Genomic DNA, 23177 nt, shown 5'->3' with positions numbered 1-23177 from the left:
TCAGGTTGAGTCGCCAATGGCCCCTCGTTTGGGGGCGCGACGACTCGGCGACACTACGTGCCGCAATCTGAGAGAGTCGTCACAAAGTCGTGGCAATTCGCGTAGCGCGCGCCCTTAATCCGCCTGACCGGGAATTCAGCGAAAAGGCTGTGAAAATCTCTCACTTTAGGACTGGCAGCTGGGGCACCAGTACAGCTTGCGTGCCCCGAAGTCCTCCAGGGTGATGTGCGTGCCGCAGATCCGGCAGGGCAGGCCCTCGCGCTTGTACACCCAATGCCGGTCGGCCCGGTTGGCCATCGCGTTGACGTAGTCCTCGCCTTCGAGGTTGTCCATCGTCATCATCTGGCCGGTCTCGACACCGATCTTGAGCAGGTGCGCCCAGTCGCGCCAGAGGGCGCGCACCGTGTCGTCCGGCACCAGCTTGCCCGGGGTGTGCGGGTTGAGTCCGGCGCGGAACAGCATCTCGGCCCGGTAGACGTTACCGATGCCGGCGATGACGTTCTGGTCCATCAGCAGCAGGCCGATCGGTGTCGGCTTCTTGCGCACGACGGCGGTGAAGCGATCTTCGGCGGCCTGGCTGTCATCCAGCAGCGGGTCGGGGCCGAGCTTGGCGATGAGCGCGTCGACCTGGGCCGGGTCGAGCACCTCGCAGGCGGTCGGCCCGCGGAGGTCGGCGCAGACAGTGTCGGTGAGCAGGCGCACGCGCACCTGGCCGATCGGCTCCGGCGGGAAGCTGAGCAGAGCGTCGCTCTCCTTTTCGGTCTCGGCCATGCGCACGCGGGTGCGGCGCGGGGCGCCGATGGAGTGCAGCGAGTTCTCACCGTCGCGGTCATGGATCGCGCCATCCAGGATGGTGCCCGTTTGGTTGGTCTGGCCCATCCGGCCGTTGGCGGAGGCGATGGTGGCATCCATCTGGATCTCGCCGGCGAAATCCCACGCGCCGTAGATGCCGAGGTGCACGCGCAGCCAAAGCCCGTTGTCGAACTCGAGGTACATCTGCTTGCCGACGGCCTTGGCATCCGTCATCACGTGGCCGTCGATCATGCTCGCGCCCTCGGCGAAGCGCCCCTGCGGGCTCGAGACGGCAACCCGGTGCCCGACGAAGTTGCGGGCGAATTGGCGCGTGATGCGATGGACGGAATGGCCCTCAGGCATGCTCTATTCCTGCGCCCTAGTACTGGTCGACGTTCTTGCCCGCGATGTCGCCGGTCCGCTCGTACTCCGCGAGCTGACTGATGCGGCGCACGTGGCGCTCCTCACCGGGGAACGGCTCGGCGATGAACGCGTCGATGAAGCTCGTCGCGTCTTCGATGGTGTGCTGGCGCGCACCGATCGAGATCACGTTGGCGTCGTTGTGCTCACGGGCCAGCTGGGCGGTGCTGAGGTTCCAAACCAGGGCGGCGCGGATGCCGGTCACCTTGTTGGCGGCGATCTGCTCGCCGTTGCCGGAACCGCCGAACACCACGCCGAGGGCCTCGATGCCCTGGGCCTGGTCGTGGGCGACCGCGAGGGCCGCGTTGATGCAGAAGGCGGGGTAGTCATCCAGGGCGTCATAGCTCGTCGGGCCGTGGTCGATGACCTCGTGGCCCGCAGCGGTCAAATGGGTGATCAGGTGCGTGCTGAAGTCAAGTCCGGCGTGGTCCGTGGCGATGTGGATGCGCATGAGAGCAGTCTATTCAGCTTCACGCCGTAGAATTCACGGATGCCCTCCGCACCATCTTCTGAGCACGAGCCTGTCCCGACCGACGCTGTCGACGACGTCGACACTGTTGACGCGTCTGACGAGATTGAGGCGCCGAGCGTCCGTATCGACCCCGACGAGCTGGCGATCGCCCTGCGCGTTCTGGCCACCCTCAGCGACGTCGACGAGGAGGACCCGGACTTCCTGACCGTGCGGCACGCGACAGCGAAGATGTTCAAGTCGGTCAAGGTCTCGCGCCGGGCCATCAAGCGGGCCCGCATCCAGGACGCCGACAAGGCCGTCATCGCGGCCACCGCGACCGGCGCTCCCAGCCGCATCGACGACGAGACGCAGGGGCACGAGCTCTCCAGCGCCACCGACGCCCCGATCGCCGGCGAGCTACTCGTGGCCCGGGCCTGCTACATCTGCAAGCAGCGCTACACCCTGGTCGACGCGTTCTACCACCAGCTCTGCCCGAACTGCGCGCTGCTCAACCACGCCAAGCGCACCGCCCGCACCGACCTCACCGGCAGGCGCGCACTGCTCACCGGCGGTCGCGCGAAGATCGGCATGTACATCGCTTTGCGCCTGCTGCGCGACGGAGCGCACACCACCATCACGACGCGCTTCCCGAAAGACGCCGTGCGCCGCTTCGCCGCGATGCCGGACTCGGCCGACTGGCTGCACAACCTGCGCGTGGTCGGCATCGACCTGCGTGACCCCGCCCAGGTCGTCGCCCTCGCGGATGACGTCGCCGCCCAGGGGCCGCTCGACATCCTGATCAACAACGCCACCCAGACGGTGCGCCGCTCCCCCGGCGCCTACTCGGCGATCGTCGAGGCGGAGAGCTCGCCGCTGCCGGAGGGCGAGCTGCCCGAGATCGTCAGCTTCGGGCACACCAGCGACCAGCACCCGCTGGCGCTGGCGGCATCCGTGGCCAGCCACCCGATCCTGGCCGCCGCGGCCGGGGCCGGCGCGCTGACCGCCGACGACCTCACCGCGCTGGCACTGGCTCCGGGCTCCAGCTCGCTGGAACGTCTCGCCGCCGGCACCGCGATCGACGCCGGCGGGCTGCTGCCCGACCTGCACCACGAGAACAGCTGGACCGACAAGGTGCAGGACGTCGACCCGCTGGAGATGCTCGAAGTGCAGCTCTGCAACACGACCGCGCCCTTCCTGCTGGTCAGCCGGCTGCGCGCATCGATGGCGGCAGCGCCATCTGGACGCAGCTACGTCGTGAACGTCTCGGCGATGGAGGGCGTCTTCGACCGCGGCTACAAGGGCCCCGGCCACCCGCACACGAACATGGCCAAGGCCGCCGTCAACATGCTCACCCGCACCAGTGCGCGTGAGATGACCGAGGACGGCATCTACATGACCAGCGTCGACACCGGTTGGATCACCGACGAGCGCCCGCACCCGACGAAGGTGCGCCTGGCCGAGGAGGGCTTCCACGCCCCGCTCGATCTGGTCGACGGCGCCGCCCGCGTCTACGACCCGATCGTGCGTGGTGAGGCCGGCGAGGAGCTGTTCGGCGTCTTCCTGAAGGACTACAAGCCCTCCGGCTGGTAGCCGCCGTCTGTCGGGGCTGCCCGTCGGCTCGAGGGCGCCGCGCCGCGACGAAGGAGCAGCGCAGCGCCCGAAGCCGCGGAGCCTTGGCTTCGGTCGCTAGCGCTCCCTCGAGCCTACGGGAGGGGTGATGAGCCGTGGCTGCGGTCGCTAACCGGCGGGGTGAAGCACGCCTCCACGGGAGATCAGGTCGAAGTAGATGCAGAGCACGGGGGTGTCGTCGGTGACGGTGTCGCCGCTGCGTGCCCAGAACTCGACGTGCGTCGAGCGCCACTCGGCGAGGTCGGCGTAGCCCTCCCCCTCGGCCGCGGCGAACTCCCACGTCACCTCGGCGAACGTGGTCTCCTCGACGCGGGTGATCTCGATCGTGCCGAGCGGCTGCGTGTCGTCATCCACCAGCACCATGCGCTCGCCGACGTGCTCCCACGGTTCGCCCTCGTCGACGTACTCGCTCAGAAGACCGGCGGTCGCCCGCTTCGTGCCGTTCAGCACGCAGTCGTTGAGGAACGTGCGGGAGGATCCGGGGTGACCGAGTTCCATGGTGCGGAGGCCGTCGACGGTGGGGAAGCTCATGCGGTCAGCCTACCGATGACCTCAACGTAGAGTGGCAGCATGGCTGACCCGGTGCACTTCTTGACGACCGCTCCGCTCGGCACGCGCGTCGTGGTGCGCCGGAACATCGAGGGCGGCAAGCTGACCGACGCGCTCGGATTCCTCCGCTCGCGTACCGCGGAGGAGTGCGTGATCGAGACCAGGGACGGGCTGAAGACGGTGCCGCTGGCCGCCGTCGTCGCCGCCAAGGAGGTGCCGCCCGCGCCGCCGCGTCGGCGGCCGCTTGCCCGCTAGGGACGCGCGCTCACCCGGCCGGGTGCTCGACGAGGAGCTCGGCCAGGGATTCCAGATTCGCCCGCACCGTGCGCGCCTGCGCCCGCTGGATGAGCGGGTCGGCCATCTTGCCGAAGACTCCGCCCAGGCCGGACTCCGCATCGATCCGATACGTGAACCGGGTACCTCCGTCGGCGGGCGCGAACGTGCTCGTGACGACGAACTTCATCCGGCCCTCTACCGAGTGCAGCGAGAACTCAGTGGGCGGTTCGAACGCAGTCACCTCGGTTGTCCACTCGAAATGTCGCCCCATGATCTTGCTGGCGCCCCGGGTGCGGGTGCCCACCGCCAGGGGGCCGTCGCCCTCTTGCTCAGACGCGACGATGGACGAGTCCCAGACCGTGTTGTTGGCGGGTGTGGCGACGAAGTCGAAGACTTCCTGCGGCGGGCGGGCGATGAAGACGCTTTCCTCGATGGTTGGCATGACTCTTCCCTTGCGTTGGATGCTGTGGGAATGAGCGGCCGAACGGTCGTTCACCCTCAGTGTGCGCCGAGCACCGGCCAGCGTCAAGACACCGACCGCGCCCCGCTACTAGGCTTGTTTGCTGGACACGATCCACAACATTCGAGCCGTTGACGTCTCACAGACGTGAATGCCTCAACCGATATGCCACAGGAGGCACCGTTGCCCGGAGAAAACCTGACCCGCGTCGAAGCCCAGGAGCGCGCAGCGCTGGTTCGCGTCGAGAGCTATGACGTCACCCTCGATCTCACCACCGGGCCTGAGCTGTTCCGCAGTGAGACCACCGTCGCGTTCAGCGCGAGTGCCGGGGCCTCCACGTTCATCGACGCCATCACCCGCACGGTGCACTCTGTCACCCTCAACGGCGTCGAGCTCGACCCGGCGACGGTGAGCGACGGCATCCGGATCCAGCTCGACAACCTGGCCGAGGAGAACGTGCTGACCGTCGTCGCCGACGCGATCTACACGAACACCGGAGAGGGCCTGCACCGCTTCGTCGACCCCGTCGACGGCGAGGTCTACCTGTACACCCAGTTCGAGGTACCGGACTCGCGTCGCATGTTCGCCGTGTTCGAGCAGCCCGACCTGAAGGCGAGCTTCCGCTTCACGGTGACCGCCCCGGCCGCCTGGCAGCTGATCAGTAACTCCACGACGCCTGAGCCGACGGATGCCGGCAACGGAGCGGCGACGTGGGCCTTCGCGCCCACCCCGCGCATCTCCAGCTACATCACCGCCCTCGTCGCCGGCCCGTACAGCGTCGTGCGCTCCGAGCTGACCAGCCGCGACGGCCGCGTCATCCCGCTCGGCGTGTTCAGCCGCGCCTCGCTGGCCGAGTTCCTCGACGCCGACTACATCTTCGAGAAGACCCGCCAGGGCTTCGCCTACTTCGAGGAGAAGTTCGACTTCGCCTACCCCTTCGAGAAGTACGACCAGATGTTCGTGCCCGAGTTCAACGCGGGCGCCATGGAGAACGCCGGAGCGGTGACCTTCACCGAGAGCTACGTGTTCCGTTCCAAGGTGACCGACGCCATCAAGGAGCGCCGGGTCGTCACGATCCTGCACGAGCTGGCCCACATGTGGTTCGGCGACCTCGTCACCATGAAGTGGTGGAACGACCTCTGGCTGAATGAGTCCTTCGCCGAGTGGGCGTCGACCATCGCCACCGCCGAGGCCACCGAGTGGACAGAGGCCTGGACCACCTTCGCCGTGATGGAGAAGAGCTGGGCGTACCGCCAAGACCAGCTGCCATCCACCCACCCGATCGTCGCCACCATCAACGACCTCGAGGACGTGCTCGTCAACTTCGACGGCATCACCTACGCCAAGGGTGGCTCCGTGCTCAAGCAGCTCGTCGCCTGGGTCGGCATCGACGCCTTCTTCACCGGTGTCGCCGCGTACTTCAAGAAGAACGCCTGGGGCAACACCGAGCTGGTCGACCTGCTCAGCGAGCTGGAGACGGCCAGCGGCCGCGACCTCTCAGAGTGGTCGAAGCTGTGGCTCGAGACGGCCGGCGTCAACACACTGCGCCCCGAGATCCAGACCACGGATGACGGCACCATCACCGGCTTCGCCGTGCTGCAGTCCGCGGCAGACGACTACCCCACCATCCGGCCGCACCGCCTCGCTATCGGCTTCTACAACCTCGTCGACGGCGTTCTGAAGCGCAGCCACCGCGTCGAGCTCGACGTCGCCGGGGAGCGCACCGAGGTCGCCGAGCTCGTCGGCCTGAACCGCCCCGACCTCGTTCTGCTGAACGACGACGACCTCGCCTACGCGAAGATCCGCCTCGACCCGGCCTCGCACGCGGTCGCCCTGGCCCACCTCTCCGCATTCGAGAGCGGTCTGGCCCGTTCGCTGGTCTGGGGTTCGGTATGGGATGCCACCCGCGACGGCGAGAGCCCGGCGAGCGACTTCGTGCGCCTCGTGCTCGGCAACATCGCCGCCGAGACCGAGTCGACCACCGTGCGCACTGTGCTCGGCCAGCTGGCGCTCGCCACCAAGCAGTACGTGGCGCCCGCCCGGCGCGCGGCAACGCTGCAGAACGTCGGTGACACGCTCTGGAGCCTCGCCCAGGGCGCGGCGGCCGGCAGCGACCTGCAGTTCCAGCTGGTCAAGGCCTTCGCCAGCCTCGCCTCCACCCCCGCACACGTCGCGACCCTCGCCGCACTGCAGGACGGCAGCATCACGCTGGCCGAGCTCGAGATCGACACCGACCTCGGCTGGGAGCTGCTGGAAGGCCTGGTCCTGAACGGCGCAGCGGGTGCCGACGAGATCGACGCAGCCCTGGCCGCCGACAACACCGCCAACGGAGCGCAGGCCGCGGCCCGCGCCCACGCCACCGTGCCGACAGCGACGGCCAAGCTCGCCGCGTTCAACGCCCTCGTCGAGAGTGACTCCGCGCCGAACATGATCGTGCGCCACACCGGCATCGGCGTCGTGCACACGAACGACCCGGCCACGCTGAACGACCTCGTCGCGCCGTACTTCGCGGCGATCTCAGAGCTCTGGCAGAACCGTTCCTACGCCATCGCCGAGACCCTGGTCGTTGACTTCTACCCGGCGCCGCTCGCGAGCACCGAGCTGGCGGATGCCACCCGCGCCTGGCTGGCCGCCAACCCGGACGTTCCGGCTCTCCGCCGCCTCGTCGGCGAGAACCTGGCCGGCGTCGAGCGGGCGCTGGCGGCGCAGGCCGTCGACGCCGCGGCATCCGACACGGCGGCGGTCTGACCGTGGCCGAGTCCAACCTCACCCGCGCGGAGGCCGAGCAACGCTCATCCGTCGTCACCGGCCCGAGCTATGAGATCGTCGTCGACCTGACCCGCGGCGAGGAGCTGTTCGGCAGCACGACCACGGTGCGCTTCGGCGCCGTGGCCGGCTCGTCGACCTTCATCGAGGCCAACACCCGGGCGGTACACAGCGTGACGCTGAACGGCGTCGCGCTGAACCCGGCCGCCGTCAGCGACGGCCTCCGCATCCGCTTGGACAACCTCGAAACCGTGAATGAGCTTCACATTGAAGCAGATTCCGCGTATACGAATACCGGCGAAGGCCTGCACCGCTTCAGCGATCCGGTCGACGGCAAGCCCTACCTGTACACCGAGTTCGCGGTGGCCGAGGCGAACCGAGTGTTCGCCTGCTTCGACCAGCCGGACTTGAAGGCGAGCTACCAGTTCACCGTCATCGCACCCGCCGACTGGCACGTGATCAGCAACTCGACGACTCCCGAGCCCGAGCTTTCGACCCTTCGACAGGCTCAGGACGGCGCAGGCTCAATCAGCGGGGAAGGCGGGGCGGCCCGATGGGTCTTCCCGCCCAGCCCGCACATCTCGACGTACATCGCCGCGCTCATCGCCGGCCCATACAGCGAGTGGCACAGCGAGGCGACGACGGCCGACGGACGCACCATTCCGCTCGGGCTGTTCGCCCGGGCATCCCTCGCCGACTACGTCGAACCCGAGGTGATGTTCGAGAAGACCCGGCAGGGGCTCGCCTACTACGAGGCCAGCTACGGCGTCGGCTTCCCGTACGAGAAGTACGACCAGATCTTCGTGCCCGAGTACAACTGGGGCGCCATGGAGAACGTCGGCGCCGTCACGTTCAACGAGGGCTACCTGTTCCGCTCCAAGGTGCCGGATGCCCGCAAGGAGCAGCGTGCGCTCGTCGTGCTGCACGAGCTCAGCCACATGTGGTTCGGCAACCTGGTCACCATGAAGTGGTGGAACGACCTCTGGCTGAACGAGTCCTTCGCCACCTGGACGTCCACGATCGCCGCGGCCAGCGCCACCGAGTACGCCGACTCCTGGGCGACATTCGCCTCCACCGAGAAGACGCACGCCTACGAACAGGACCAGCTGCCGTCCACCCACCCGATCGTCGCGACGATCAACGACCTCGAAGACGTGGAGGTGAACTTCGACGGCATCACCTACTCGAAGGGCGCCTCCGTGATCAAGCAGCTCGTGGCCTGGGTCGGCCTGGACGCCTTCTACGCCGGCATCTCCGCCTACCTCCAGAAGCACGCCGGCGGCAATGCCACGCTGCGCGACCTGCTCGACGAACTTGAGGTCACCAGCGGCCGCGAGCTCACCGAATGGTCGAAGCTCTGGCTGGAGACGGCCGGTGTGAACACGCTGCGACCCGAGATCCAGACGACGGATGACGGCACCATCACGGGCTTTGCTGTGCTGCAGTCTGCGGCATCAGAGCAGCCAACGATCCGGCCACACCGCCTGGCTATCGGCTTCTACAACGATGTCGACGGCGCGCTCGTGCGCACCCACCGCGTCGAGTTGGACGTGGATGGGGAGCGCACCGAGGTGGCCGAGCTGGTCGGGCTCCCCCGGCCAGCGCTCGTGCTGCTGAACGACGACGACCTCGCCTACGCCAAGATCCGTCTGGACGACGCCTCGCACACCGTCGCGATCGAGCGTTTGGCGAGGATCAGCGACCCACTGGCTCGCGCCGTGATCTGGGGCGCCATCTGGGACGCCACCAGGGACGCCGAGGCGAGCCCGCGCGACTTCGTGCGGCTGGTGCTCGGCAACATCGCTGCGGAGACCCAGTCGGCCCAGCGCGCGCTGTCGCTGCGCCTGCTCGAGCTGGTGCTCGGCCAGTACGTGGCCCCGGAGTTCCGGGCGGAGACGGCCGTTGAGGCGGGCGACGCCCTCTGGGCGCTCACCCAGTCGGCCGACGCCGGCTCGGATGCCCAATTGCAGCTGCTGCGGAGCTTCATCGCCATCGCTTCGGCGCCGGGGCAGCTGGATGTGCTCGTCGAACTGCTCGCGGGCGAGGCTCTGTTGGCCGGGCTGAGCATCGACACCGAGCTGCGCTGGGAGATCGTGATCTCGCTCGCGGCGGCCGGGCTGGCATCCGTGGAGAGCATCGACGAGGTGCTGGCCACCGACGACACGGCCAAGGGTCGGCAGTCGGCACTCACGGCGAAGGCCGCGATGCCGAATGCCGCCGGCAAGCTCGCCGCGTGGACGGCAGCCGCCACCGACACCAGCCTGTCGAACGACTACGTGCGCGCGCATGCGCTGGGCTGGCGTCGGGCACGGCCGAGCGATCTGCTCGCGCCGCAGCTGGAGCCGTACTTCGCGATGCTGCAGCAGGTGTGGTCGAGCCGCAGCTACAACATGGCTGCGGCGATCATCCGCGGGCTGTACCCGGCGCCGCTGGCCAGCGCCGAGCTGGCCGAGGCCTCCCGGGCCTGGCTGGCCGCCAACGACGGCCCGCCGGCGCTCCGCCGCATCGTGGTGGAGGAGCTCTCCCGGGTGGAGCGCGCCCTCGCCGCCCAGGAGCGCGACCGCCGCTAGCACCGCCTCCCCGTTGATCGAGTAGCGCCGCCTGCGGCGCGTATCGAGAGCTCGTTGCGAGATCTCGATACGGCCCTAGCGGGCCTACTCGATCAACGGAAGAGCCTGCCTAGCCTCCCTCACGTTGGCTCGAGGGAGCGCCAGCGACCGAAGCCACCCGGGCGGAGCACGTCGGAGCTGCCCGATCGGGTGGGCTCCGGGGCTTCGGGTGCTGCGCTGCTCCTTCGTCGCGGCGCGGCACCCCCAGCCGACGTGCAGAGCAGCGCGGCACCGGTCTTCTCCCTCACGTTGGCTCGAGGGAGCGCCAGCGACCGAAGCCACCCGGGCGGAGCACGTCGGAGCTGCCCGATCGGGTGGGCTCCGGGGCTTCGGGTGCTGCGCTGCTCCTTCGTCGCGGCGCGGCACCCTCCAGCCGACGTGCAGAGCGGCGCGGCACCTGTCTTCTCCCTCACGTTGGCTCGAGGGAGCGCCAGCGACCGAAGCCAACGCCGCCCGATGTCATCCCCCGGGAGTACACAGCACCATTCCTTGGATCGATGCGCGCGGCAGCCGCCACACCGTAGTTTTGAGGCATGATCACAGCAGAAGGGCTCTCCAAGCGCTACGGCGCCAAGACGGCCGTCAACGACATCTCCTTCACCGTGCGCCCCGGGCAGGTCACCGGATTCCTCGGCCCGAACGGTGCGGGCAAGTCCACCACCATGCGCATGATCGTGGGCCTCGACCGGCCGAGCGCCGGCCGCGTGGCCGTCAACGGCAAGCCGTACGCCGCGCACTCAGCCCCGCTGCGCGAGGTCGGCGCCCTGCTCGACGCCAAGGCCGTGCACACGGGCCGCACCGCGCAGAACCACCTTCTCGCCATGGCCGCCACCCACGGCATCGGCGCCAAGCGCGTGCAAGAGGTCATCGACCTGACCGGCCTGCAGTCCGTCGCCAAGAAGCGCGTCGGCGGTTTCTCGCTCGGCATGGGCCAGCGCCTCGGCATCGCCGCCGCACTGCTCGGCGACCCGGCCACCCTCATTCTCGACGAGCCGGTCAACGGGCTTGACCCGGAGGGCGTGCTCTGGGTGCGCCAGCTGGTGCGCAGCCTCGCCGCCGAGGGCCGCACGATCTTCCTCTCCTCGCACCTGATGAGCGAGATGGCGCAGACCGCCGACCACATCATCGTGCTCGGCCGCGGCCAGATCATTGCCGACGCACCCGTCGCCGACATCGTCGCCGGGGCGTCGCTCGCCAGTGTGACCGTGCGCTCCCCGCACGCAAGCCAGCTCGCCGAGCTGTTGGTGGCCCCGGATGTTGCGGTGCTCCGCTCCGAGAACGGCCTGCTCCAGGTCACCGGCCTCGCCGCCCAGCGAATCGGTGAGCTCGCGGCAGCCCATTCCCTCGTGCTGCACGAACTCACCCCGCAGAACGCATCGCTGGAGGAGGCCTACATGGCCCTGACCCAGGATGCCGTCGAATACCGCACGGAGGCCACGCGATGAGCACCACCGCACTCACCCCGACCGCAGCACGCCAGCAGACGGGCAGCCGGTTGAGCTTCGGCGGCGTCATCCGCTCGGAGTGGATCAAGCTGCGCAGCCTCCGCTCCACCGTGTGGTCGTACCTGATCGTGTTCGCGATCGCGCTCGGCATGGCCTTCCTGATGTCCAGCAGCTTGTCCGGCATGGTCGCGGAGGGCGGCACCGGCTCGGCCGCCGAACAGCGTGGGTTGCTGCTGATGTGCGCCACCTTCGGCGTCGTCTTCGGCCAACTCGTCGTCGCCGTGCTGGGCGTGCTCGTCATCAGCGGCGAGTACTCCACCGGCATGATCCGTTCCACGCTGACGGCGGTCCCGCGCCGCCTCCCGGCCCTCGCCGCGAAGGGCCTCGTGCTGCTGGTCTCGACCTTCGTCGTCGGCGCACTCAGCACGGTCGGCGCGTTCCTCGTCTCCTCTGCTGTGCTCGGCGGCCAGGGCGTCAGCGCCAGCCTCACCGATGTCGACGTGATACTGCCGCTCCTCGGCGCCGCACTCTACCTGGCGCTCGTCTCGCTTGTCGGCCTCGGCATCGGGGCGATCCTGCGCAACAGCGCCGGCGGCATCGCCACCATCCTTGGGCTGCTGCTGCTGCTCCCGATGGTGTTGCAGATGATTCCAACCGAGTGGGCGCACGACTTGCTGCCCTACGCACTGATGTCGGCTGGCATGGCCTCGTTCGGCCAGAGCTCGTTCTCGAGCGAGATCACGTCGGTGCCCCTGAACCTGCTCATCGTGCTGGCGTGGGTGACCGTCTCGCTCATCGGAGCGGCCATCTCGCTGAAACGACGCGACGCGTAGCGCCCCGTCCACGGTGTAGCACCACTTCGCCCTCGACTACCAGGCTTCGGTAGTCGGGGGCGAACTCCGTTGAGCGGGCTGAGCCGCCAGAAGGGCGTGCCGCCCAGCTCCTGCGAAGAGCCGATCGATAGACTCGGAGATTATGGAAGAGTTCTGGGCTGCCTTCTTCGGCTTCTTTGCAGCGATCAGCACGTTTCTGGGCGCTTCAGATAATTTCCTGTCGAAGCTCGTCAACATCGTCATCATCGTCGTTCTGGCGTTCGTCATCCGGTGGGTGCTGCACTTCGCCATTCAGCGGGTCGTGCGCCAGATCGTCTCCGGCGTCAAGAAGACGCAGAACGTCGATGACACCCAGGCGATAGCCGCGGCATCCCCACTGGCTGCCGTGCGCCTCGTGCAACGCACCCGAACGCTCGGCTCGGTGCTCACCAACATCGTCAACGTCACCATCTTCACGGTCACGGTGCTGCTGATCATCAACCAGATCGACTCGACGGTTCTCGGCTCCTTCGCACTGCTCACCGCCGCCGTCGGTGCCGGACTCGGTTTCGGCGCACAGAACATCGTCAAGGACGCCCTGAACGGCCTGTTCATGGTGATGGAGGACCAACTCGGCGTCGGCGATGTCGTCGACGTCGGCCCGACGACCGGTGTGGTCGAGGCCGTCGGTATCCGCATCACGCAGATCCGCGACGTCAACGGCACGCTGTGGTTCGTGCGCAACGGAGAGATCCTGCGCGTCGGCAACATGTCGCAGGGCTGGGCGCGCGTCATCATCGACCTCGCCGTGCCCTATGACACCGACGTCGAGGCCGTCGAGGAACTCCTGATGACCACCGCGACCGAGATGGCCACCAGCAGCCGCTGGCGCTCCCGCATGCTGGAGAAGCCAGAGGTGTGGGGGCTGGAGTCGATCTCGGCCGACGCCCTCGTCATCCGCCTGGTGGCCAAGACGCGCACCGTGGCCAAGGATGACGTCTCCCGCGAGCTGCGCAGCCGCCTGAAGAAGGCGCTGGATGCGGCTGGCATCAAGCTCCCCGCGCTCAACTCGATCGTGCTCACCGGGTTTGACAGCGCTGCCAGTGTGAAGGGCGCCCACCCGCCGCGCACCCGCCCGGTGAAGGTGGTCGAGAATCTCGCGCCGCACGCTCCGAAGGCGCCGCGGCCGCGCAAGGCCCAGAGCACTCCCCCCGTCACACCCCCCACCAGTTTCCCGGGCTCGACGCCCGGCACGCCCAAGACCCCGAAATCGGATGCCTGAATGACCGAGCAGCAGACCCCACCCGCGACCGCCTCCGAGCCGGGCACCGAGACCAGCGAAGAGACCACGACCAGCTTCTATGAGCAGGTCGGCGGCCGCGCGACATTTGAGAAGCTCGTCACCGAGTTCTACAAGGGCGTCGCCGACGACCCGGTGCTGAAGCCGATGTACCCGGAGGCCGACCTCGGTCCGGCCACCGAGCGGCTGACCCAGTTCCTCGAGCAGTACTGGGGCGGGCCGGGCACTTACAGCGAGAGGCGCGGCCACCCACGCCTGCGCATGCGGCACGTGGCGTTCAAAGTGAACCCGGATGCCAGGGACCGCTGGCTCGCCCACATGCGCGCCGCCCTCGACACCCTGGACCTCTCTCCTCTGCATGAGGCAACCCTCTGGGACTACCTGCAGCGGGCGGCCCACTCGCTGGTGAACACCTTCGAGGAGTGACCGCCGCCGGCGTCTTGTCCCCCATTGCGGTGACGTACGCCACGGCGTAGTTTGAGCGGCGGCATGTGTTTTGTGCACACCCCGTTCGACCGCCCCACATGCCGAGCGAGCCGGACGACCCGAGCTGGCAGGAGTGGCACCGTGGCCGCACAATTCCGTGGAACAGTTGGCATCGACATCCGGGACTCAGAGCCCGACTGGACCCCGTTCGAGCCCGTGAAGGCTCCCCCCGGCTCACCCAATGTCGTCTACATTGTGCTCGACGATGTCGGCTACTCGGCGATGTCCGCCTATGGCGGCCCGATCGACACCCCGAACATCGAGCGGGTCGCCGCCGACGGGGTGCGCTACACCCAGTGGCACACCACCGCGCTCTGCTCGCCGACCCGGTCGTGCCTGCTCACCGGGCGCAACCACACCAACAACAGCATGGCGTGCATCACCGAGGCGGCGATCGGCTTCCCCAACGCGAGCGGCACGATCCCGCCGGCGAACGGGATGCTCTCCGAGATCCTCGGCGAGGCGGGCTGGAACACCTACATCGTGGGCAAGTGGCACCTCTGCCCCGACGACGAGATGAATGTCGCGTCGACCAGGCGGAACTGGCCGAGCGGGCGCGGCTTCGAGCGCTTCTACGGCTTCCTCGGCGCCGAGACGAACCAGTGGTACCCGGACATCGTCTACGACAACCACCCGACGGATCAGCCGCGGCTCCCCGAGGAGGGCTACCACTTCTCCGAGGACATCACCGACAAGGCGCTCGAGTTCATCCGGGACGCCAAGGCGATCGCCCCGGACAAGCCGTTCTTCCTCTACTACGCCCCCGGGGCGGCCCACGCCCCGCATCACGCGCCCAAGGAATGGGCCGACCGATACGCCGGCCGCTTCGACGCCGGGTACGAGGCGATGCGCGCCGAGACGCTGGCCCGCCAGAAGTCACTCGGGATCGTGCCGGCGGACACCGAGCTCCCCCCGGTCAACCCCCTCGGCACCTCCACCACGCGGCAGAGCGGCACCGGCATCCCGTTCCCGGTGATGGACGACACTCGCCCGTGGGATTCCTTGAGCGCGGACGAGAAGCGACTGTTCAGTCGCATGGCCGAGGTCTACGCCGGTTTCCTCTCGCACGCCGATCACCAGATCGGCCGGGTGATCGACTATCTGGAGTCGATCGACGAGCGGGAGAACACGCTCGTGATCGTCGTCTCCGACAACGGCGCGAGCGGCGAGGGCGGCCCGAACGGATCGGTGAACGAGATGAAGTTCGCGAACGGACTGGTCGACGACATCTCCGACAACCTCGCCATGCTGGACGAGCTCGGCGGCGTGCGCACCTACAACCACTACCCGAACGGCTGGGCGATGGCCTTCAACACCCCGTTCAAGATGTGGAAGCGCTACGAGTACAACGGAGGGATCTGCGACCCGTGCATCATCTCCTGGCCCTCCGGCATGAGCGCCCGCGGCGAGCTGCGGGAGCAGTACCACCACGCGATCGACATCGTCCCGACGGTGCTCGATGTTCTCGGCGTCGAGGCCCCGAGCCACATCAAGGGCCATGAGCAGAGCCGGATCGACGGGGTCAGCATGCGCTACTCCTTCGACGCCGCTCAGTCGCCGACAACGCGCCGAACCCAGTTCTACTCCATGCTCGGCTCCCGGGCGATCTGGCACGACGGGTGGAAGGCGATCACCACCCACCCGACCCTGAGCGGCTGGAGCCATTTCGGCGACGACGAGTGGGAGCTCTACCACACCGATGTGGACCGCGCCGAGACGCACAACCTGGCGCAGGAGCAGCCGGCGAAGCTGCAGGAGCTCATCTCGCTGTGGTTTGCCGAGGCCGGCGCCAACCAGGCGTTCCCGCTCGACGACCGCTCGGCGCTCGAGATCATGCTGACCCCGCGCCCTGTGCTCGCCGGGGCACGGGAACGCTACGTCTACTTTCCCGGGACAGCGGACGTGCCGGAGTCGCAGTCCGTCAACCTCCGCAACCGCTCCTTCTCCATCGGCGCACTCGTCGACCTGAGCCAGGGATCGGAGGGCGTGCTGTTCGCCCAGGGCTCTCGCTTCGGCGGGCACGCGCTGTACATCAAGGACGGCCGCCTGCACTACGCGAACAACTTCGTCGGGATCGTCGAGCAGCGGGTGGATGCCACAGAGGACCTGCCCGTCGGCGAGCAGCTGATCATCGGCGCGTCATTCGCCAAGGACGGGGAGGAAGCCCCCGGCGTCGCCACCGGCATCCTCAGCCTGTTCTGCGGAGACAAGATGCTCGGATCGGGACGCATCAAGACCCAGCCAGGTAAGTTCTCCATCGCCGGCGAGGGGCTCACGGTGGGCCGCGACAGCGGCGCCCCAGTGACCGAGGACTACCCGGGAATCGCACCTTGGCGGTTCACCGGCGGAACCCTGCACCGGGTGCGCGTTGACGTCAGCGGCGAACCCTACCTCGACCTCGAGCGCGAGGCGCAGGCGATGTTGATGCGGGAGTGACCTGCCCCCGTCGCGTTCGCGCCGCTACAGTGGTGAGAAATCGTGACGAAGGAGCCACAACCATGACCAACCGCATCGACGCGATCGTCATCGGAGCGGGCCTCTCCGGCCTGGTCGCCGCCGCTGAACTGGTGGAGGCCGGGAAGCGCGTGCTGATCATCGAGCAAGAGCCGGAGGCCAGCCTCGGCGGGCAAGCCTGGTGGAGCTTCGGCGGCCTGTTCCTCATCGACTCCCCCGAGCAACGCCGGATGGGCGTGAAAGACAACGCCGAACTCGCCCGGCAGGACTGGGCGGGCACCGCCGGTTTCGACCGCGACGAGGATGCCTGGCCGCGCCGCTGGGCCGAGGCATACCTGGATTTCGCCGCAAACGAGAAGCGCGATTGGCTGCACGCCAAGGGCGTGCGCTTCTTCCCCGTCGTCGGCTGGGCAGAGCGAGGTAGCGGCACGGCGACCGGCCACGGCAACTCGGTGCCGCGCTTCCACATCACCTGGGGCACCGGCCCCGGCATCCTGGAGCCCTTCATCGCGCGCGTTCGGGACGGCGTGCAGGCGGGGCTTGTCACGGCCAAGCACCGGCACCAGGTCGACGAGCTGATCGTCGAGGACGGCCGCGTCGCCGGCGTGCGCGGCAGCGTGCTCGCACCGAGCACCGCCGCCCGCGGCGAGGCGAGCAGCCGCGAGGTCGTTGGCGAGTTCGAGTATCGCGCCCCCGCCGTGATCGTCGCCTCCGGAGGCATCGGTGGCAACCACGATCTGGTGCGGAAGGCGTGGCCGGCCCGGCTTGGCACCCCTCCGGCCGAGATGCTGAGCGGTGTTCCCGCGCACGTCGACGGGCGGATGCTGGGCATCGCCGAGACCGCGGGGGCCCGGCTGATCAACGGCGACCGGATGTGGCACTACACCGAGGGCATCACCAATTGGGACCCGGTGTGGGCCCAGCACGGCATCCGCGTCTTGCCGGGGCCGTCCTCGCTCTGGTTCGACGGCGGCGGCAAGCGGCTGCCCGTTCCGCTGTTCCCCGGTTTTGACACGCTCGGCACCCTGGAGCACCTGCGCACGACCGGCCACGACCATAGCTGGTTCGTGCTCACCCAGAAGATCATCGAGAAGGAGTTCGCTCTCTCGGGCAGCGAACAAAACCCCGATCTGACCGGCAAAGACGTGAAGTTGCTGGCCAAGCGTGTCGCACCCGGCGCGCCGGGCCCGGTGGAGGCGTTCAAGCGCAACGGCGTCGACTTCGTCGTGGCTGACACGCTCGACGAGCTGCTGACCGGTATGCAGGCGCTCACCCCGGACACGCCCATCGACACGGCGGGCGTGCGCGCCGAGGTGGAGGCGCGCGACCGTGAGATCGACAACGACTTCAGCAAGGACCTGCAGGTGGTGGCCCTGCGCGGCGCGCGCAACTACCGCGGAGACAAGCTGATCCGGGTCGCCAGCCCGCACAAGTTGCTCGACCCGAAGGCCGGGCCGCTGATCGCCGTCAAGCTGCACATCCTGACCAGGAAGAGCCTCGGCGGCATCGAGACCAACCTCGACGGGCAGGTGCTGGATGCCGGCGGCGAGCCGATCACAGGCCTGTACGCGGTTGGCGAGGCCAGCGGCTTCGGCGGCGGCGGCATGCACGGCTACCGTGCGCTTGAGGGCACCTTCCTCGGCGGATGCCTGTTCAGCGGCCGGCAGGCGGGGCGCGCCGTCGCTGCACTGTAAGGCGCGCCGCGATGCTGCGCTCTTTAGGAGCGCAGCGTCCAGGGCTTGCGGCGCACCAACACGTGGCCGCGGCTCGTGCTCAGGCGCGTCCATGGCCCGGTCTCGAACAGCGCGACGGGCTCATCCCCGGCAAGGAAGCCGAGGCTGAGGGCGGCGAAGGCAGCCCCGGCCGGCACATGCTCGAGGCCGTCGATCGGGCGGCCCCATACCTCGGTGCGTACGCGCTGCACGATCTGCTCGCCGACCCCACTGGGCACGGCGGCAGCCACCTCGTCGATGCCCGCCTTCGCAACACTCTCGAGCAGCGCGGCATCCGTGGGCTCCTGGCCGTGCCAGCCGCCCTTGGGCGGCGAGATGCCCGCCCAGGTGACGGTGCTCACCTGGTGCGGCAGCGAGAGCGTGATGGGGCCGGTTTCCGCGTCGCTGTCGACCGGCAGCGTCGCCTCCGCGCGGGCCAGCCGCTCCAGCAGTGAGCGCGCAGGCACGACGGCGTCAAAACTCGGCGAATCGGTGAGCGCGAAGGTACGCAGGCCGAGCACAGTCGGGCTCTCGTCGAGGATTCCGCGCGGGTAGAAGATCGCGGTGTACGCGGCGAGGACGCCGCCGGCGGCGATCAGCCGAACGGAACCGTCTTCGACACGCCCTGCGCGGGCGAGGTAGGTTTGCAGGTCGCCGAGCGCATAGCGGTCGACAAGGGAAAAGGACTCAGTCATCTCTTGTCTAAACTACCTAAGAGGCGGCCGCTATTCCTGCCACCACCACCCCCACTCCGGGCGCATCACTAAGGAGCTCGCATGAGCAGTCCGATCGAAGGCCTTCTCAGCACACTGGACCTCACCGACACCGGTGCCCGCACCAGCGAAGACATCTTCACCGGACCATCCGAATGGATGCCGCTCGGCCGTGTCTTTGGCGGGCAGGTGCTGGCCCAGTCCATCACGGCGGCAATGCGCACCGTGGCCGACGACCGGACCGTGCACTCCATGCACGCCTACTTCTTGCGCCCCGGAGACGTGCGCCTGCCGATCACCTTCTCGGTGGACAGGATCCACGACGGGCGCTCCTTCTCCGCCCGCCGCACCCAGGCCTACCAGGAGGGCGTGCCGATCCTGTCGATGATCGCGTCGTTCCAGGACAGCGACTCCGGCCTGGACCACCAGATCGAGATCCCGGCTGACGTTCCGGACCCCGAGAGCCTGCCGTCGACGGCCGACGTGCTCCGCGGCGTCGACCACGACGTCGCCCGGTTCTGGGCGGACGAGCGCGCCTTCGACGTTCGCCACATCCCGTCGTCCATCTACCTGACGGCGGACGGTGAGCGCAACGCTCACCAAGCCGTCTGGATGAAGGCCATCGGCCGCCTGCCTGACGACCCGAACCTGCACAGGGCGGCGCTCGCCTACGCCAGCGACTACTCGATCCTGGAGCCCGTGCTGCGCGGCCACGGCCTCGCCTGGGGCACCCCGGGGCTGAAGATCGCCAGCCTCGACCACGCCATGTGGTGGCACCGCTTCGGCCGCGTCGACGAGTGGTTGCTCTACGTGCAGGACTCGCCGAGCGCCAGCGGCGGCCGCGGCCTCTCGCGCGGCAGCATCTTCTCGCGCAGCGGCGTGCTGCTGGCAACCGTCGCCCAGGAGGGCATGGTTCGCGTGCCGGAGCGCGCCTAGGCACTAGTCTCAGTCACACGATGATCCATCGCTGTGACGAGAGGGCTGTGCATGAACGACTCGACTGACATGGCCAGGCGCACCTTTGTGGGCCTGGGCGGAGCGGGTGTTGCCGCCGCGGCCCTCGCCCTGAGCGGTTGTGCGCCGGCGGAGAACTCCGGCGGTGGGGGCGGTCAGAACCCCGGCCCCAGCACCCCGGGCTCCGGCGGCTCTGCCAGCCAGACTCCCCCGGCCAGCGGAGAAGAAATCGCGAAACTCAGCGCTGTCGCGGTGGGCGACAGCATCGCAGTCACCGTCGGCGGCGCCAGCTTGCTCATCGCGCAGCCCGCGGCCGGCGAGGTCGTCGCATTCAGCGCCGTCTGCTCGCACCAGCAGTGCATTGTCGCCCCGGCGAAGACCGAGTTCCACTGCCCCTGCCACGGTTCCCGTTTCGACGCCGCGACAGGCGACGTGCTGCAGGGGCCGGCACTCAAGCCTCTGACGCCTGTACCGGTCACCGTTGACGGCGACTCGATCGTGGCCGGCTGAGCGCTGCTCCGGATGGATTATGTTTTCAACGGCCTCCCCGTGCACGTTCTGATCGTGCACCTGGTCGTCGTGCTGGTGCCCGTCACCGCGTTGACCGTGCTCGTGGCTGCCGTGTGGCCGGCCGGACGGCGCTGGCTCGGCGTCGTGCCGCCGCTGTTCGCGCTGTCACTGCTGGTGCTCGTGCCGATCACCACGAACGCGGGCCAGTGGCTGCAGGTGCGTGTCGGCGAGGCCCCGCTGATCGGGGTGCATGCGAGTCTCGGGTTGACGCTGATGCCGTGGGTGATCGCCCTGGCGACTGTCGCCGTGCTGCAATGGCTGTGGTTCCGCCTGTTGGCCCCACGCACGGCGCCGGATACCCGCCTGCTGCGCCGCCTGGTCTGGGCGGCGTTCATTCTGGCGGCGCTGGTCACGGCCGTCGGGGCCACCGTGACCGTGGTGCAGATCGGCGAGTCCGGGGCGCGTGCCCTCTGGGACGGCAGCTTCAGCGAGCAGCCGCTGCGTTAGCCGAGGTGCGGACGCGCCTAACGGCGCTTGCTGAAGCGCACGGGTTCGTCCAGGTAGGGCGTCCAGGCTGCCCGCTCGATCTCGCTGATGCGCCGCGGGCTGCCGCTGACGGAATCGACGAGCACGATCGTGGTCGCGGCGCGCGCGTACAGCGTCGGCTCTGCGGCAGATTCCGGCGACCACACCTCGTAGCAGACCTCGAGGCTGGCACCGCCCATCCTGCCCAACCAGAGCTGGATGTCCAGCGGCGCGCGGAGATACGGAACCGGGGCCAGGTATTCGATCTCCTGGCGGCCGATCAGGGTGAGTGTTGACGCACCGGGGCGGCCGTCCAGCACCGCGGTGCTGGCACCGACGGCACCGGTGACGTGGCCGGCATCCGGAGCGGCGTCATCCGGAGCGGCGTCATCCGGAGCGGCGTCGTCGGCCCAGAACGCCAGGATGCGCGCCTCCTCGAGGAGGCGCAGCATCTCGGCGTTGTTGACATGCCCATAGGCATCGAGATCCGACCAGCGCAGCCGAATCGGCACATGCAATCTCATCGGAACCTCGATGCCCAGGGGTGACGTACTCGACCGGCGACTAGTCGCGGGTGAGCTTGCGGTAGGTCGAACGGTGCGGCTTCGCGGCATCCGCGCCGAGACGCTCGACCTTGTTGGCCTCGTACGACTCGAAGTTGCCCTCGAACCAGTACCAGTTCGACGGGTCTTCCTCACTGCCCTCGTAGGCGAGGATGTGCGTCGCGGTGCGGTCCAGGAACCACCGGTCGTGGGTGATGACCACGGCGCAACCGGGGAACTCGAGAAGTGCGTTCTCGAGGCTGCCCAGGGTCTCGACGTCGAGGTCGTTGGTCGGCTCATCGAGCAGCAGCAGGTTGCCGCCCTGCTTGAGGGTCAGCGCCAGGTTCAGGCGGTTGCGCTCACCACCGGAGAGCACGCCGGCCTTCTTCTGCTGGTCCGGGCCCTTGAAACCGAACTGCGAGACGTAGGCGCGAGAGGGGATCTCGGTCTTGCCAACGACGATGTAGTCCTGACCGTCGGAGACGACCTCCCAGAGGTTCTTCTCCGGGTCGATGCCGCCACGGCTCTGGTCGACGTAGGAGATGTCGACCGTCTCGCCGATCTTCAGCTCGCCGCTGTCGAGGGGCTCCAGACCGACGATCGTCTTGAACAGCGTGGTCTTGCCGACGCCGTTCGGGCCGATGATGCCGACGATGCCGTTGCGCGGCAGGGTGAAGGTGAGGTTGTCGATGAGGATCCGCTCGCCGAAGCCCTTCTTCAGGTTCTTGGCGTCGATGACCTGCGAGCCGAGGCGCGGGCCAACGGGGATCACGATCTCCTCGAAGTCGAGCTTCCTGGTGCGCTCGGCCTCGTTCATCATCTCTTCGTAGCGGGCCAGACGCGCCTTCGACTTGGTCTGGCGGCCCTTCGCGTTGGAGCGCACCCAGTCGAGCTCGTCGGCGAGGCGCTTGGAGAGCTTGGCGTCCTTCTTGCCCTGCACCTCCAGGCGTGCCTGCTTCTTCTCCAGGTACGTCGAGTAGTTGCCCTCGTAGGGGTAGAGGCGGCCGCGATCGACCTCGGCGATCCACTCGGCGACGTGGTCGAGGAAGTACCGGTCGTGGGTGACGGCGAGAACGGCGCCGTGGTACTGGCTGAGGTGCTGCTCGAGCCACAAGACACTCTCGGCGTCGAGGTGGTTGGTGGGCTCATCGAGCAGCAGCAGGTCGGGCTTCTGCAGCAGCAGCTTGCAGAGTGCGACGCGGCGCTTCTCACCACCGGAGAGGTGGGTGACGAGCTCGTCGGCCGGCGGGCAGCGCAGCGCGTCCATGGCCTGCTCCAGCTGGGAGTCGAGGTCCCAGGCATCCGCGTGGTCGATCTCCTCCTGCAGCACGCCCATCTCGGCGAGCAGGGTGTCGAAGTCGGCGTCGGGCTCGGCCATCGCCAGCGAGATTTCGTTGAAGCGGTCGAGCTTGGCCTTGATCGGGCCGACACCCTCCTGCACGTTCTCGAGGACCGTCTTGGTCTCGTCGAGCACCGGCTCCTGCATCAGGATGCCGACGGTGAAGCCCGGCGTGAGCTTGGCCTCGCCGTTGCTCGGCGTGTCCAGTCCCGCCATGATCTTGAGGATGGTGGACTTTCCGGCGCCGTTCGGGCCGACGACGCCGATCTTGGCACCGGGCAGGAACGACATTGTGACGTCGTCGAGAATGAGCTTTTCGCCCACCGCCTTGCGGGCGCGAACCATGGAGTAGATGTATTCAGCCATATTGCTTTCAGTCTATCCTCCGAGCGCCCGCGCCGAGGCAGCTTCCTGCCGCCGGATGATCCGGGTC

Annotated in this window: 20 protein-coding genes; 13 read left to right on the top strand and 7 right to left on the bottom strand. The window is 68.3% G+C overall.

What is annotated here, in order from left to right; all coding sequences use genetic code 11:
* Window positions 1–165 precede the first annotated feature (165 nt).
* A complete protein-coding gene (locus AWU67_RS04775; protein WP_067226973.1) occupies window positions 166–1155 on the bottom strand; it encodes an Fpg/Nei family DNA glycosylase in 990 nt (329 codons plus the stop codon).
* A 16-nt stretch (window positions 1156–1171) separates the two neighbouring features.
* A complete protein-coding gene (locus AWU67_RS04770) occupies window positions 1172–1663 on the bottom strand; it encodes a ribose-5-phosphate isomerase (protein WP_067226972.1) in 492 nt (163 codons plus the stop codon).
* 39 nt (window positions 1664–1702) lie between these two features.
* Here AWU67_RS04770 and AWU67_RS04765 point away from each other — a divergent pair, with 39 nt between their 5' ends.
* Entirely contained in the window at window positions 1703–3253 is a 1551-nt protein-coding gene (locus AWU67_RS04765) for an SDR family oxidoreductase (protein WP_082716784.1), read from the top strand.
* A 147-nt stretch (window positions 3254–3400) separates the two neighbouring features.
* Here AWU67_RS04765 and AWU67_RS04760 read toward each other — a convergent pair whose 3' ends face one another.
* Window positions 3401–3823, bottom strand: a complete 423-nt coding sequence (locus AWU67_RS04760; protein ID WP_067226971.1) for an ASCH domain-containing protein — start codon at window positions 3821–3823, stop codon at window positions 3401–3403.
* 39 nt (window positions 3824–3862) lie between these two features.
* Between AWU67_RS04760 and AWU67_RS04755 the strand changes: the two genes are divergently transcribed.
* Window positions 3863–4096, top strand: a complete 234-nt coding sequence (locus tag AWU67_RS04755) for a hypothetical protein (protein ID WP_067226970.1) — start codon at window positions 3863–3865, stop codon at window positions 4094–4096.
* 10 nt (window positions 4097–4106) lie between these two features.
* On the opposite strand, the gene AWU67_RS04750 is transcribed toward AWU67_RS04755, so the two are convergent.
* Window positions 4107–4559, bottom strand: a complete 453-nt coding sequence (locus AWU67_RS04750; protein WP_067226969.1) for an SRPBCC family protein — start codon at window positions 4557–4559, stop codon at window positions 4107–4109.
* A 201-nt stretch (window positions 4560–4760) separates the two neighbouring features.
* Here AWU67_RS04750 and pepN (AWU67_RS04745) point away from each other — a divergent pair, with 201 nt between their 5' ends.
* The 8 genes from pepN (AWU67_RS04745) (at window position 4761) to AWU67_RS04710 (ending at window position 18143) form a co-directional block, all read left to right on the top strand.
* The gene (gene pepN, locus AWU67_RS04745) at window positions 4761–7325 is read left to right on the top strand and encodes an aminopeptidase N (protein WP_067232171.1); all 2565 of its coding nucleotides are present in this window, start codon (window positions 4761–4763) and stop codon (window positions 7323–7325) included.
* 2 nt (window positions 7326–7327) lie between these two features.
* Complete coding sequence (pepN, locus tag AWU67_RS04740) at window positions 7328–9913, top strand: aminopeptidase N (RefSeq protein WP_067226968.1); 2586 nt, start codon at window positions 7328–7330, stop codon at window positions 9911–9913.
* Window positions 9914–10485: 572 nt separating this feature from the next.
* The gene (locus AWU67_RS04735) at window positions 10486–11397 is read left to right on the top strand and encodes an ABC transporter ATP-binding protein (protein ID WP_067226967.1); all 912 of its coding nucleotides are present in this window, start codon (window positions 10486–10488) and stop codon (window positions 11395–11397) included.
* Window positions 11394–12230 carry an ABC transporter permease subunit gene (locus AWU67_RS04730; protein WP_067226966.1) on the top strand — a complete coding sequence of 279 codons (837 nt, stop codon included), beginning with the start codon at window positions 11394–11396 and terminating at the stop codon, window positions 12228–12230. Before AWU67_RS04735 ends, AWU67_RS04730 begins: the two co-directional genes overlap by 4 nt.
* Window positions 12231–12372: 142 nt before the next feature.
* Complete coding sequence (locus AWU67_RS16875) at window positions 12373–13491, top strand: mechanosensitive ion channel family protein (RefSeq protein ID WP_129586640.1); 1119 nt, start codon at window positions 12373–12375, stop codon at window positions 13489–13491.
* Window positions 13492–13935: a globin gene (locus AWU67_RS17150; protein ID WP_067226965.1), complete on the top strand. Its 444-nt coding sequence runs from the start codon at window positions 13492–13494 to the stop codon at window positions 13933–13935.
* Between the two features lie 141 nt (window positions 13936–14076).
* Complete coding sequence (locus AWU67_RS04715) at window positions 14077–16431, top strand: arylsulfatase (RefSeq protein WP_067226964.1); 2355 nt, start codon at window positions 14077–14079, stop codon at window positions 16429–16431.
* A gap of 62 nt (window positions 16432–16493) precedes the next feature.
* Window positions 16494–18143 (top strand): FAD-binding dehydrogenase, encoded by a 1650-nt coding sequence (locus tag AWU67_RS04710; RefSeq protein ID WP_067226963.1) that lies wholly within the window; start codon window positions 16494–16496, stop codon window positions 18141–18143.
* 23 nt (window positions 18144–18166) lie between these two features.
* Here AWU67_RS04710 and AWU67_RS04705 read toward each other — a convergent pair whose 3' ends face one another.
* A complete protein-coding gene (locus AWU67_RS04705; RefSeq protein ID WP_067226962.1) occupies window positions 18167–18856 on the bottom strand; it encodes a hypothetical protein in 690 nt (229 codons plus the stop codon).
* An 81-nt stretch (window positions 18857–18937) separates the two neighbouring features.
* Between AWU67_RS04705 and AWU67_RS04700 the strand changes: the two genes are divergently transcribed.
* From AWU67_RS04700 to AWU67_RS04690, 3 genes are read left to right on the top strand one after another with little or no spacing between them, the layout of a single operon-like run.
* Window positions 18938–19810 carry an acyl-CoA thioesterase gene (locus AWU67_RS04700; protein ID WP_067226961.1) on the top strand — a complete coding sequence of 291 codons (873 nt, stop codon included), beginning with the start codon at window positions 18938–18940 and terminating at the stop codon, window positions 19808–19810.
* A 51-nt stretch (window positions 19811–19861) separates the two neighbouring features.
* Window positions 19862–20338: a Rieske (2Fe-2S) protein gene (locus AWU67_RS04695; protein WP_067226960.1), complete on the top strand. Its 477-nt coding sequence runs from the start codon at window positions 19862–19864 to the stop codon at window positions 20336–20338.
* A 12-nt stretch (window positions 20339–20350) separates the two neighbouring features.
* Window positions 20351–20845 carry a hypothetical protein gene (locus AWU67_RS04690; protein WP_067226959.1) on the top strand — a complete coding sequence of 165 codons (495 nt, stop codon included), beginning with the start codon at window positions 20351–20353 and terminating at the stop codon, window positions 20843–20845.
* 17 nt (window positions 20846–20862) lie between these two features.
* Here AWU67_RS04690 and AWU67_RS04685 read toward each other — a convergent pair whose 3' ends face one another.
* Both AWU67_RS04685 and ettA read right to left on the bottom strand, forming a co-directional pair.
* Complete coding sequence (locus tag AWU67_RS04685; RefSeq protein ID WP_067226958.1) at window positions 20863–21387, bottom strand: acyl-CoA thioesterase; 525 nt, start codon at window positions 21385–21387, stop codon at window positions 20863–20865.
* Between the two features lie 40 nt (window positions 21388–21427).
* Complete coding sequence (gene ettA / locus AWU67_RS04680) at window positions 21428–23110, bottom strand: energy-dependent translational throttle protein EttA (protein ID WP_067226957.1); 1683 nt, start codon at window positions 23108–23110, stop codon at window positions 21428–21430.
* Window positions 23111–23177: the final 67 nt, after the last annotated feature.

This window comes from Microterricola viridarii (assembly GCF_001542775.1).
Taxonomy (GTDB): Bacteria; Actinomycetota; Actinomycetes; order Actinomycetales; family Microbacteriaceae; genus Microterricola; species Microterricola viridarii_A.
The sequence above is the reverse complement of the archived record's forward strand: the minus strand, read 5'-3'. Positions and strand labels throughout refer to the sequence as shown.